General features: G+C 68.9%; 19 protein-coding genes. 18 read left to right on the top strand and 1 reads right to left on the bottom strand.

Annotated elements, in window-relative coordinates:
• The first annotated feature begins 14 nt into the window (after window positions 1–14).
• The 10 genes from rplN to rplO are packed head-to-tail and all read left to right on the top strand — an operon-like array spanning window position 15 to window position 4,292.
• The gene (rplN, locus tag AIF0345_RS12505) at window positions 15–383 is read left to right on the top strand and encodes a 50S ribosomal protein L14 (RefSeq protein WP_043558669.1); all 369 of its coding nucleotides are present in this window, start codon (window positions 15–17) and stop codon (window positions 381–383) included.
• Between the two features lie 2 nt (window positions 384–385).
• Window positions 386–730, top strand: coding sequence for a 50S ribosomal protein L24 (gene rplX, locus AIF0345_RS12500; protein ID WP_043558667.1), 345 nt, complete (start codon window positions 386–388; stop codon window positions 728–730).
• A gap of 2 nt (window positions 731–732) precedes the next feature.
• Complete coding sequence (gene rplE / locus AIF0345_RS12495) at window positions 733–1,299, top strand: 50S ribosomal protein L5 (protein ID WP_268916388.1); 567 nt, start codon at window positions 733–735, stop codon at window positions 1,297–1,299.
• Between the two features lies 1 nt (window position 1,300).
• On the top strand, window positions 1,301–1,486 hold the full coding sequence (locus tag AIF0345_RS12490) for a type Z 30S ribosomal protein S14 (RefSeq protein WP_043558661.1): 186 nt from the start codon (window positions 1,301–1,303) through the stop codon (window positions 1,484–1,486).
• Between the two features lie 58 nt (window positions 1,487–1,544).
• A complete protein-coding gene (gene rpsH, locus AIF0345_RS12485) occupies window positions 1,545–1,943 on the top strand; it encodes a 30S ribosomal protein S8 (RefSeq protein WP_043558658.1) in 399 nt (132 codons plus the stop codon).
• Window positions 1,944–1,964: 21 nt separating this feature from the next.
• Entirely contained in the window at window positions 1,965–2,504 is a 540-nt protein-coding gene (rplF, locus tag AIF0345_RS12480) for a 50S ribosomal protein L6 (RefSeq protein ID WP_043558656.1), read from the top strand.
• Between the two features lie 2 nt (window positions 2,505–2,506).
• Window positions 2,507–2,884 (top strand): 50S ribosomal protein L18, encoded by a 378-nt coding sequence (rplR, locus tag AIF0345_RS12475; protein WP_043558944.1) that lies wholly within the window; start codon window positions 2,507–2,509, stop codon window positions 2,882–2,884.
• 31 nt (window positions 2,885–2,915) lie between these two features.
• Complete coding sequence (gene rpsE / locus AIF0345_RS12470; RefSeq protein WP_043558654.1) at window positions 2,916–3,617, top strand: 30S ribosomal protein S5; 702 nt, start codon at window positions 2,916–2,918, stop codon at window positions 3,615–3,617.
• Window positions 3,617–3,808 carry a 50S ribosomal protein L30 gene (rpmD, locus tag AIF0345_RS12465; RefSeq protein WP_043558651.1) on the top strand — a complete coding sequence of 64 codons (192 nt, stop codon included), beginning with the start codon at window positions 3,617–3,619 and terminating at the stop codon, window positions 3,806–3,808. Before rpsE ends, rpmD begins: the two co-directional genes overlap by 1 nt.
• A 1-nt stretch (window position 3,809) precedes the next feature.
• Window positions 3,810–4,292, top strand: a complete 483-nt coding sequence (rplO, locus tag AIF0345_RS12460) for a 50S ribosomal protein L15 (RefSeq protein ID WP_268916387.1) — start codon at window positions 3,810–3,812, stop codon at window positions 4,290–4,292.
• 161 nt (window positions 4,293–4,453) lie between these two features.
• Here rplO and AIF0345_RS12455 read toward each other — a convergent pair whose 3' ends face one another.
• A complete protein-coding gene (locus AIF0345_RS12455) occupies window positions 4,454–4,579 on the bottom strand; it encodes a hypothetical protein (protein ID WP_268916386.1) in 126 nt (41 codons plus the stop codon).
• Between the two features lie 1,302 nt (window positions 4,580–5,881).
• Between AIF0345_RS12455 and secY the strand changes: the two genes are divergently transcribed.
• The 8 genes from secY (at window position 5,882) to AIF0345_RS12415 (ending at window position 11,503) form a co-directional block, all read left to right on the top strand.
• Window positions 5,882–7,201 (top strand): preprotein translocase subunit SecY, encoded by a 1,320-nt coding sequence (gene secY / locus AIF0345_RS12450; protein WP_268916385.1) that lies wholly within the window; start codon window positions 5,882–5,884, stop codon window positions 7,199–7,201.
• A 5-nt stretch (window positions 7,202–7,206) separates the two neighbouring features.
• Window positions 7,207–7,776 (top strand): adenylate kinase, encoded by a 570-nt coding sequence (locus AIF0345_RS12445; protein WP_285297943.1) that lies wholly within the window; start codon window positions 7,207–7,209, stop codon window positions 7,774–7,776.
• A gap of 29 nt (window positions 7,777–7,805) precedes the next feature.
• Entirely contained in the window at window positions 7,806–8,687 is an 882-nt protein-coding gene (gene map / locus AIF0345_RS12440) for a type I methionyl aminopeptidase (RefSeq protein ID WP_285296334.1), read from the top strand.
• A gap of 250 nt (window positions 8,688–8,937) precedes the next feature.
• A complete protein-coding gene (gene infA / locus AIF0345_RS12435) occupies window positions 8,938–9,159 on the top strand; it encodes a translation initiation factor IF-1 (protein ID WP_003781847.1) in 222 nt (73 codons plus the stop codon).
• A gap of 35 nt (window positions 9,160–9,194) precedes the next feature.
• Window positions 9,195–9,308, top strand: coding sequence for a 50S ribosomal protein L36 (rpmJ, locus tag AIF0345_RS12430; RefSeq protein WP_008729428.1), 114 nt, complete (start codon window positions 9,195–9,197; stop codon window positions 9,306–9,308).
• A 179-nt stretch (window positions 9,309–9,487) separates the two neighbouring features.
• Window positions 9,488–9,862: a 30S ribosomal protein S13 gene (rpsM, locus tag AIF0345_RS12425; RefSeq protein WP_285296333.1), complete on the top strand. Its 375-nt coding sequence runs from the start codon at window positions 9,488–9,490 to the stop codon at window positions 9,860–9,862.
• Between the two features lie 69 nt (window positions 9,863–9,931).
• Window positions 9,932–10,333 (top strand): 30S ribosomal protein S11, encoded by a 402-nt coding sequence (gene rpsK, locus AIF0345_RS12420; RefSeq protein WP_043558631.1) that lies wholly within the window; start codon window positions 9,932–9,934, stop codon window positions 10,331–10,333.
• 168 nt (window positions 10,334–10,501) lie between these two features.
• Entirely contained in the window at window positions 10,502–11,503 is a 1,002-nt protein-coding gene (locus tag AIF0345_RS12415; protein ID WP_043558628.1) for a DNA-directed RNA polymerase subunit alpha, read from the top strand.
• Window positions 11,504–11,510 lie beyond the last annotated feature (7 nt).

Below are 11,510 nucleotides of genomic sequence, written 5' to 3'. Positions count from 1 at the left end.
CAGGAGAACACTCAATGATCCAGCAGGAGTCGCGACTGAAGGTCGCCGACAACACCGGTGCCAAGGAGATCCTTTGCATCCGTGTGCTCGGCGGCTCGGGTCGGCGCTATGCGGGTATCGGTGACACGATCGTCGCCACCGTGAAGGACGCCATCCCCGGCGGCAATGTCAAGAAGGGCGATGTCGTCAAGGCCGTCATCGTGCGCACGCGCAAGGAGCGCCGGCGCCCGGACGGCTCGTACATCCGTTTCGATGACAACGCCGCCGTCCTCCTCAAGAACGACGTGGAGCCGCGCGGCACGCGCATTTTCGGCCCCGTCGGCCGTGAGCTTCGCGAGAAGAAGTTCATGCGCATTGTCTCGCTCGCCCTGGAGGTGATCTGAATATGGCGCGCATTAAGAAGGGTGACCAGGTCATCGTCATCGCCGGCAAGGACAAGGGCAAGACGGGGCGCGTGCTCAAGGTGATGCCCGCCGTCGACCGTGTCGTCGTCGAGGGCGTTCAGCGCGTGACCAAGCACGTCAAGGCCGGGCAGAACGCCCAGGGCGCTCGCACCGGCGGCATCGAGACCGTGGAGGCCCCGATCCACATCTCCAACGTCATGCCCATCGACCCCAAGACCAAGAAGCGCACCCGCGTCGGCTTCCGCGTCGAGGAGGGCGTGCGCCCCGACGGCCGCAAGCGCCTGGTTCGCGTGCGCTACGCCAAGAAGTCCGGGGAGGACCTGTGATCATGACTGACAAGGCTGACAAGATCACCCCCCGCCTGAAGACGAAGTACATTGAGGAGGTGCACCCGGCCCTCCGCAAGGAGTTCAAGCACGGCAACGTGATGGAGGTCGGGCGCATCGTCAAGGTCGTGGTCAACATGGGCGTGGGCGAGGCCGCCCACGACTCCAAGATGATCGAGGGCGCCGTGCGCGACCTGGCCGCCATCACGGGGCAGAAGCCCCAGGTGACCAGGGCCCGCAAGTCCATCGCCCAGTTCAAGCTGCGCGAGGGCCAGCCGATCGGCGCGCACGCCACGCTGCGCGGCGACCGCATGTGGGAGTTCCTCGACCGCCTCATCTCGATCGCGCTTCCCCGCATCCGCGACTTCCGCGGCCTGTCCCCGAAGCAGTTCGACGGCAACGGCAACTACACCTTCGGTCTGACCGAGCAGGCCGTCTTCCATGAGATCGACCAGGACAAGATCGACCGCGTCCGCGGCATGGACATCACCGTGGTGACCACGGCCAAGACCGACGAGGAGGCCCGCTCGCTGCTCAAGCAGCTCGGCTTCCCCCTCAAGGAGAAGTGACATGGCGAAGACCGCTCTGATCGAGAAGGCCAACCGCAAGCCCAAGTTCCGCGTCCGCGCCTACACCCGCTGCCAGCGCTGCGGCCGGCCGCACTCGGTGTACCGCAAGTTCGGCCTGTGCCGTATCTGCCTGCGCGAGATGGCCCTCAGCGGCCAGCTCCCCGGCGTGAGCAAGTCCAGCTGGTAAGAACTTACGTCGCAGGTCCGATGAGGAAACCACGACGAGGAAGGGCCGAGGCCCACTCATGACTATGACAGACCCGATCGCAGACATGCTGACTCGTCTGCGTAATGCAAACAACGCCTACCACGACACCGTCTCGATGCCGTCGAGCAAGCTCAAGGTGAACATCGCGCGGATGCTCAAGGCCGAGGGCTACATCGCCGGCTACGAGGTCACCGACGCGACGGTGGGCAAGACGCTCACGCTGAGCCTGAAGTACGGAGCCAACCGCCAGCGGGCCATCCAGGGCCTCAAGCGCATCTCCAAGCCCGGCCTGCGCGTCTACGCCAAGTCCACGAACCTGCCCAAGGTCCTCGGCGGCCTGGGGGTGGCGATCCTGTCCACCTCCTCCGGTCTGCTGACCGACAAGCAGGCCGAGTCCAGAGGCGTGGGCGGCGAAGTGCTCGCCTACGTCTGGTGAGATAAGGAACGGAGGAGAACCATGTCTCGCATTGGACGACTTCCCGTTCCGGTTCCCGCCGGAGTGGACGTCACTATCGAGGGCAACGAGGTGACGGTCAAGGGCCCCAAGGGCACCCTGTCGCGCACAATCGCCCAGCCGCTGAGCGTCACCCGCCAGGAGGACGGCACCATCCTGGTGACCCGCCCCAATGACGAGCGCGAGTCCCGCTCGTTGCACGGCCTGTCCCGCACGCTCATCAACAACATGGTCATCGGCGTCACCGAGGGCTACTCCAAGCAGCTCGAGATCGTCGGCACCGGTTACCGCGCCGTCCAGAAGGGCACCGGCGTCGAGCTCTCGGTGGGCTTCTCCCACACCGTGACGGTCGAGCCCCCCGAGGGCATCGACCTGAAGGTCGAGGGGAACCTGAAGATCATCGTCTCGGGCATCTCCAAGGAGCGGGTCGGCGAGGTCGCCGCGAACATCCGCAAGATCCGCCCGCCGGAGCCCTACAAGGGCAAGGGCGTGCGCTACGCCGGCGAGAACGTGCGCCGCAAGGTCGGAAAGGCTGGTAAGTGACCATGGCTTACTCGATCAAGAGGACCAGGAACTCCAAGGCTGTGGCCCGCAAGCTCCGCCACCAGCGCGTGCGCAAGCGCGTCAACGGCACCCCGGAGCGCCCGCGCCTGGTCGTCAGCCGCTCCAACCGCCACATGGTGGCCCAGGTCGTGGACGACACCATCGGTCACACGCTGTGCTCCGCCTCGACCCTGGAGGAGGCCGTCAAGGGGGTCCCGGGCCACAAGGTCGGCGCCGCCCGCAGGGTCGGCGAGCTCGTGGCCGAGCGCGCCAGAGCGCTCGGCATCGAGGCGGTCGTCTTCGACCGCGGCGGCAACAAGTACCACGGTCGCGTGGCGGCCGTCGCCGAGGGCGCCCGCGAGGCCGGCCTGACGCTGTGAGCAAGACGACGAGAAAGCAAAGGAGTATCTGATGGCTGCACCGCAGCGAGACAGGTCCGCGTCGTCCGGCGGCTCGGGCCAGCGCGACAACGAGCGCGGCGAGGGCCGCGGCCGTCGCGACCGCAACGAGCGTCGCGACCGCCGCGACCGCGGCAACGACGACAAGTACATTGAGCGCGTCGTCACCATCAACCGCGTGTCCAAGGTCGTCAAGGGCGGCCGTCGCTTCACCTTCACGGCGCTGGTCGTCGTCGGCGACGGCGAGGGCACCGTGGGCGTGGGATACGGCAAGGCGAAGGAGGTCCCCTCCGCCATCGCCAAGGCCGTCGAGATCGCGAAGAAGAACTTCTTCCACGTCCCGATGATCCGCCGCACCATCCCGCACCTGGTCCAGGGCGAGGACTCCGCCGGAGTCGTCCTCCTGCGCCCGGCCTCGCCCGGTACCGGCGTGATCGCCGGCGGTCCGGTGCGCGCCGTGCTGGACTGCGCCGGTGTCCACGACGTCCTGTCCAAGTCGCTCGGCTCCTCCAACGCGATCAACATCGTCCACGCGACGGTGGACGCGCTGACCAAGCTCGAGCAGCCGGAGTCCGTCGCGGCTCGCCGAGGGCTGCCCCTGGAGGACGTCGCCCCGCAGTCCATGCTGCGGGCCCGCGCCGAGGGCGAGGCCCACAAGCGCGCCGAGGCCGAGAAGAAGGAGGCCGCCAAGGCCGCTGAAGGAGTGGGTGCGTAATGGCCACTACCACCAAGCAGGTCAAGGTGACCCAGGTCCGCTCGGGCATCGGCGGCACGCGTCGTCAGCGCGAGACGCTGAAGTCCCTCGGCCTGCGCAAGATCCGCCAGTCCGTCGTCCGCGAGGACAACGCGTCCGTCCGCGGCATGATCGCCAGGGTGGCGCACCTCGTCACCGTTGAGGAGGCCTGAGATGGCTGACACCAAGAAGACCGGGGGGCAGGCCGAGGAGGGGCAGATCATCAGGCTGCACCACCTCCGCCCCGCCCCCGGATCCAAGAAGGCCAAGACCCGCGTGGGCCGCGGTGAGGGCTCCAAGGGCAAGACTGCCGGCCGCGGAACCAAGGGGACCAAGGCCCGTCGCCGGGTCCGTCCCGGCTTCGAGGGCGGTCAGATGCCGCTGCACATGCGGCTGCCCAAGCTGCGCGGCTTCAGGAACCCCAACCGCGTCGAGTACCAGCCCGTCAACGTCGGCCGCATCGTCGAGCTCTTCCCCGACGGCGGCGCGGTCACCGTCGAGGACCTCGTCGCCAAGGGCGCCGTGCGCGGGCGCCACCTGGTCAAGGTCCTGGGCTCGGGCGATGTGGAGGTCAAGCTCGACGTCGTCGTCGACGCCTGGTCCGCCTCCGCCAAGGAGAAGATCGAGGCGGCCGGAGGCTCACTCACCGCTCGCTGATATCTCGTCACGTGCGCGGGGTACCTCCCCGTGCATGCCCAGGAGCCCCGTCCTGCCGCTCAGCCGCAGGACGGGGCCCTTGCCGTCAACGACGCGGGGCAGAGCCTTGCGCACTCGATCCTGGCGGGTACAGGGCCTCGCGTTCGGCATGTGCCGAACGCTCAGCGCCTCGGAGGCAGAAGAGGCTCCAGCCGACGCTGAAGGTCTTCCACCTCGTCGATCCAGGAGGGGTCGTCCATGAGGGTCTTCGCACGCTGCTCGATGGCCTCCCGAATGACGCCGCCCATGGTCGTTCCCTTGCTTGCTGATGCCTGGTTCGCCGCAGCTTCATGCGGGGAGGCGGCGACCGCTCCTGCGGGGTCCGCCTCCACGTGCGCGACCGCTTTTTACGGCTCACCAGCCCGCGCCGACCACCTCCGCACTTTCGCAACAGGGCTTAGATGATTGGTTCTAACAGGGCGGGTCGCCCGGTCGCATCCTTCGCGGTCGTACCTCAGGGGGAGCGGTCGTACGTTAAAGGCACGGCCGCGTCCCCTGAGGTGCGACCCGGTGGGTGAGGGTACGACTTCGTGGGGGATCTGGTCGATCTCGACGCGGAGGTCTGCCGGCCTGAGGAGCCGCCGCAGACGGCGCGAGGCGGCGCAGAGCGGTGCGGGGCCCGTCGTCTGGGCGTCCGCCCGGGGTGCGCCGGCGAACGTGAACGTACCTTCCCAACGTCAACGTACCTTTCTCGCATCCTACTGAGCTCTACCCCCCAGTAGGATGCGAGAAAGGTACGTTCATGCGATGAACCTCCGTTGACGTTGGGGCGGGCGCTCGGCTCGGTCCCGCCCCGGAATCAATCGTCTAGGTTCCGGTTCTGGCTCCGGCTTCTCGACGCGGCGGCGTCGGGAGCTGTTCGCCGGAGGGGGCGGGGGTCGTCGGTGGCGTTCCGGGACCCGGGTCGGGAGGCGCCGTGCTGCCCCTTCCGCCGAGATCGGTTCGCTTCCGCGTCGAGATCGGTTCGCGGAGCCTGCCGGTCATCCTCGTTGCCCCGGAGTCAGCCGTCTCGATGGCCGGCTCCGGGGCGGGCGGGTGTCCGCCAGAATGACATTGGCCGCCCGGGCTCTCGGAGCACCGGTGGGGAGCCGCGTCATTGCAGGGGCGGTCGTCGAGCGGGACGGCGCCCAGGAGCTCTAATGTCATTCTGACGGACATCCGGTTCTGGGGCCGGGCTGCGATCGGCCGCGGTGAGCTGAGCGGCCCGTAATCCATAACGGGACGGGTGTGACTGAAGAGGTTTTTGGGGCTCCTGGTACTCGGAACCGATCTCGAGCCGGAACTCGACCGATCTCGGCGCGGAAGTGAACCGATCTCGAGCCGGAATACGACCGATCTCGCCGAAGGGGGCCGGTGCGCGCCCGTTCCCGCTCTCTCGCAGCGCGGCCCCGGCGGCGTGACCGATACCCCGTTGCGGCCGCGCCGCGACCCGGTGACACTGGCCGGAGGCAGGGTAGGGTGGCGTGCGGTGCTCTCCCGGCGCCGGAGCGCCAGCGCCCGCGGCGGGCGGATCGGCGCCCTGACATCTTTCCGCAACCAGAGGAGACCGAGTGCTCAGCGCGTTCATGCAGGCGTTCAGGACGCCGGACCTCAGGGCGAAGCTCCTCTTCACCCTCGGCATTATGGCCCTGTTCCGCCTGGGGTCGGTCATGCCGACGCCGGGCGTGGACCTGACCAATGTTCAGCAGTGCATCGGGGAGAGCCAGCAGCAGGGGGCGGCCGGCCTGCTGAGCCTCATCGACATCTTCTCCGGCGGTGCCCTGCTGCAACTGAGCGTCTTCGCGCTGGGCATCATGCCCTACATCACGGCGTCGATCATCATCCAGCTGCTGCGCGTCGTCATCCCCCGCTTCGAGGAGCTTTACAAGGAGGGGCAGGCGGGCACCGCCAAGCTCACCGAGTACACGCGCTACCTCACCATCGGCCTGGGCCTGCTGCAGTCCTCCACCATTGTCGCCACGGCCGCGGCCGGCAGGCTCTTCGGCAACTGCAGCGTGCCGGTCATCCCCCACACCGCCCACGGCAACACCCTCAGGCTGGCGCTCATGGTCGTCACCATGACCGCCGGCACCGGCCTGATCATGTGGCTCGGCGAGCTCATCACCGAGCGCGGCATCGGCAACGGCATGTCGCTGCTCATCTTCACCTCGATCGTGGCGCGCATGCCCCAGAACCTGCTGGCCATCGCGCGGGGCAGCGCCAAGGGCGGCGGGATCTCCAACTTCCTCATCGTGGTCGCCATCATCCTGGCGGCCACCGTCGCGGTGGTCTTCATCGAGCAGGCCACGCGCCGCATCCCCGTCCAGTACGCCAAGCGCATGGTCGGCCGGCGCCAGTACGGCGGCTCGACCACCTACATCCCCGTCAAGATCAACACCGCGGGCGTCATCCCGGTCATCTTCGCCTCCTCGATCCTGTCCATGCCCCAGCTCGTCTCCCAGTTCGGCGACCCGAGGAGCTCATGGGTCCAGTGGATCGGGAGCAACCTCAGGCAGACGGACACCTTCTACCTCGTCGGCTACGGCGTCCTCATCCTCTTCTTCACCTTCTTCTACACGGCGATCACCTTCAACCCCGAGGAGATCGCGGACAATATGAAGAAGTACGGCGGGTTCATCCCCGGCATCCGCGCCGGCGAGCCGACGGCGCGCTATCTGCGGTACGTCATCAACCGCGTGACGGTGGCGGGATCCGTCTACCTCGTCGTCCTGGCCCTGCTGCCCACCCTCGCGGTCATCTGGCTCGGGCTGTCCCAGAACCTGCCCTTCGGCGGCACGACCATCCTTATTATGGTCGGGGTCGGTCTCCAGACGGTCAAGGAGATCAACTCCCAGCTCCAGCAGCGCCACTACGAAGGGTTCCTCTCATGACACGCATGGTCCTCCTCGGCCCCCCCGGGGCGGGCAAGGGCACCCAGGCCGCCCGCATCTGCGAGCGCCTGTCCATCCCGGCCATCTCCACCGGCGACATCTTCCGCGCCAACGTCTCCAGGGGGACCGAGCTCGGCGGTCGCGCCAGGCAGTACATGGACAGGGGCGAGTACGTGCCCGACTCCGTGACCAACGCGATGGTCGCCGACCGCCTGGCCGAGGCCGACGCCGCGCAGGGCTTCCTGCTGGACGGCTACCCCCGCACGCAGGCGCAGGTCCACGAGCTCGACGCCATGCTTGCCGACAGCGGTCTCGCCCTGGACGTCGTCCTGGAGATCACCGCGGACGCCGAGGTCGTCGTCGACCGCCTCCTCAAGCGGGCCACCGAGCAGAACCGCGCCGACGACACTGAGTCGGTCATCCGCCGTCGTCTCGAGGTCTATGCCGAGGCCACCGAGCCGCTGGCCGCGCTGTACGAGGGCCGCGGCCTGCTCGTGCGGGTCGACGGCACCGGCGACGTCGACGAGGTCACCGAGCGCATTATGGCCGCGCTCGCCTCCCGCGCGGCCGCCTGACCGGTCGGCCACCACACGCAGGAGGAAGCGTGAGACTGCGCAACCGCATTGAGATCAAGACGCCCGACCAGGTGCGTCACATGCGACGCGCGGGCCTCGTCGTCGCTGATGTCCATGCCGCTCTGCGCGAGGCGGTGCGCCCGGGGGTGACCACCGGCGAGCTCGACGCCGTGTGCGCGGCCACGATCGAGCGCTCCGGCGCCCACTCCAACTTCCTGGGCTACTACGACTACCCGGCCACCGTGTGCATCTCGGTCAACGAGGAGGTCGTGCACGGCATCCCGGGGGAGCGGGTGCTGCGCGAGGGCGACCTGGTGACCTTCGACTGCGGCGCCTACGTGCTCGACGAGTCCGGCACCCAGTGGCACGGCGACGCCGCCTTCACCACCGTCGTCGGCGGGCGCTACGCCGGCGACGCCGACCGGGTCCTGGACACCACGACCCGCCGGGCCCTGTGGGCGGCCATCGCGGCGCTCGCCCGCGCGCTGGCCGGGGACGCCTCCGGGCGCGCGGGGCGCATCAACGCCGTCGGCGACGCCGTCGAGGACGTCGTCGCCGAGGCGTGCCGCGACCACGGCATCTGCCTGGGCATCCTCGAGGACTACGTCGGCCACGGGATCGGCACCGCCATGCACATGGCGCCCGACGTCCTGAACTACTCGGTCAGGCGCCGCGGGGCCCGCCTGCGGCCGGGCATGGTGCTCGCAGTCGAGCCCATGCTCACCGCCGGCGAGCCCGAGGTCGAGGAGCTCGACGACGGGTGGACGGCGGTGACCGCCGACGGGTCGCGTGCCGCCCAGTGGGAGCACACGGTGGCGCTGGTGCCCGGGGGCGTGTGGGTCCTGACCGCCTCCGACGGCGGGGTGGAGGGGCTGGACCCCTACGGCATCGAGCCGCGCCCGCTGCGCTGAGGCCGCAGCCCCGGCCCACCCCGTCCCGGTGTGTCCGGAAACACCGCGGTTGCGCCTGATCTCGCATGGTGGTTGGCGGGCGGCCTGTCGTATTCTTGGCAGTCGGTGCGCCAGGTGGCCCGGCGCGCTCGCGTTTGCAGGCCGCGTGGGGAGCCCGCAAGGGTGCAGGCGAGGCGGTGGGCCCGAGGGCGCGTCGTCCGACGGCGTCGTCGTCGGAGGAACTCGAGCGAGAAAGCACCGGCGGAGGAACATGGCTAAGAAGGACGGCGTCATCGAGGTCGAGGGTTCGGTCGTCGAGGCCCTTCCGAACGCGATGTTCCGGGTGGAGCTGAGCAACGGGCACGTCGTGCTCGCGCACATCTCCGGCAAGATGCGGCAGCACTACATCCGCATCCTCCCCGAGGACCGCGTGGTCGTGGAGCTGAGCCCCTATGACCTCTCCCGCGGCCGCATCGTCTATCGGTACAAGTGACAGTCCTCCCCGCACGGGGACGACGGAGGAACATTATGAAGGTCAAGCCGAGCGTGAAGAAGATCTGTGACAGCTGCAAGGTGATCCGTCGCCACGGCCGCGTCATGGTCATCTGCTCCAACCCGCGGCACAAGCAGCGCCAGGGCTGAGCCCTCGCGCGCGGCCACTGCGGCGATCAGCGCCGGTCGGTGGCCCACAATCAGCGCCCGCTCCAGCGGCCGCCGGCTCGCGCCGGTCCGCAACCCCCGGTTCCCGGAGGCCGGGGCCGTCGATGAGATGACGGAGGGGCGGGTGACGACCTCCGGGAGCACACAGGAGAACCACCGCAGTGGCACGTATTTCCGGTGTCGACCTGCCTCGCGACAAGCGAGTCGAGGTCGCTCTCACCTACATCTTCGGGATCGGGCGCACACGTGCGGGCGAGACCCTCGCGGCCACCGGGGTCAACCCGGACACCCGCGTCAAGGACCTCGCCGAGGACGAGCTGGTCGCCCTGCGCAACCACATCGAGGCCAGCTACCGGGTGGAGGGCGACCTGCGCCGCGCGGTCCAGGCCGACATCCGCCGCAAGATCGAGATCGGCTGCTACCAGGGTCTGCGCCACCGCCGCCACCTGCCGGTGCGCGGCCAGCGCACCAAGACCAACGCGCGCACCCGCAAGGGCCCCAAGCGGACCGTGGCCGGCAAGAAGAAGGCCAAGTAACAGGTAAGCAGCAGCCCACGGCGCGGGCCCGGCCCGCCGTGGAACGACCTCATCGAAGAAGAAGGAAGAATGCCCCCCAAGACCCGCTCCACCGTGCGCAAGCCGCGCCGCAAGGACCGCAAGAACGTCACGCACGGCCACGCCTACATCAAGTCGACCTTCAACAACACGATCGTGTCCCTGACCGACCCCCACGGCGCCGTCATCGCCTGGGCCTCCTCCGGCCAGGTCGGCTTCAAGGGCTCCCGCAAGTCGACCCCCTACGCCGCCCAGCTCGCCGCCGAGGCCGCCGCCCGCCGGGCGCAGGAGCACGGCATGAAGAAGGTCGACGTCTTCGTCAAGGGGCCCGGCTCTGGCCGCGAGACCGCGATCCGCTCCCTCCAGGCCGCCGGCCTCGAGGTCGGCTCCATCACGGACGTGACACCCCAGGCCCACAACGGCTGCCGCCCCCCGAAGCGCCGCCGCGTCTGAGGCTCCACGGCCCTCGGCGTCCCCGCCCGGTGGAGGGCCGGGGGCGCCGACGGCTGAACGGGTCCATCCCGCCGGGGTGGGCCGGCCGCCGTCGGGAGCGTCCCCCGACGGCAGCCGCACCATGAGGAACGGCGTCATATAGCGGGCGCCGCGACGAAAGGAAACCCAGTGCTCATTGCACAGCGACCCGCGCTCTCCGAGGAGGTCGTCGAGGACAGCCGCCGCTCGCGGTTCGTCATCGAGCCCCTCGAGCCCGGTTTCGGATACACGCTCGGCAACTCACTGCGCCGCACGCTGCTGTCGTCCATCCCGGGCGCGGCCGTCACCTCCGTGCGCATCGACGGAGTCCCGCACGAGTTCCGCACGATCGCCGGAGTCAAGGAGGATGTCACGCAGATCATCCTCAACATCAAGGAGATCGTGCTCTCCAGCGAGAACGACGAGCCGGTCGTGATGTACCTGCGCAAGTCCGGGCCGGGAGCCGTCACCGCCGGTGACATCACCCCGCCCGCCGGCGTCGAGATCCACAACCCCGAGCTGGTCATCGCCACCCTCAACGAGAAGGGCAAGCTCGAGATCGAGCTGACCGTCGAGCGCGGCCGCGGCTACGTGTCGGCCAACCAGAACAAGGACCCCAACGCGGAGATCTCCCGCATCCCCGTGGACTCGATCTACTCGCCGGTCAAGAAGGTCTCCTACGCCGTCGAGGCCACCAGAGTCGAGCAGCGCACCGACTTCGACCGCCTCATCGTCGATGTCGAGACCAAGGCCTCCATGACGCCCCGCGACGCGCTGGCCTCGGCCGGCAAGACGCTGGTCGAGCTCTTCGGGCTGGCCCGCGAGCTCAACGTCGAGGCCGAGGGCATCGAGGTCGGCCCCTCGCCCATGGACCAGGCGCTCCAGCAGGACCTCGCCCTCATGATCGACGAGCTGGACCTGCAGGCGCGCTCCTCCAACGCCCTCAAGCGCGAGGGCATCCACACCGTCGGCGAGCTCGTCGCACGCAGCGAGGCGGACCTGCTCGACATCCGCAACTTCGGTGCCAAGTCGATCTCCGAGATCAAGGAGAAGCTGGCCGAGCTGGGCCTGTCCCTCAAGGGCTCCCCGGCCGACTACGCCTCCGAGGACGACTACACCAGCCCCACGTTCAGCGACGAGCAGCACGCCTGAGCCCGCC

The organism is Actinomyces israelii, assembly GCF_030253495.1.
Classification (GTDB): Bacteria; Actinomycetota; Actinomycetes; order Actinomycetales; family Actinomycetaceae; genus Actinomyces; species Actinomyces israelii.
Note: the sequence above shows the minus strand (reverse complement) of the source record. Positions and strands in the feature narration are given on the sequence as shown.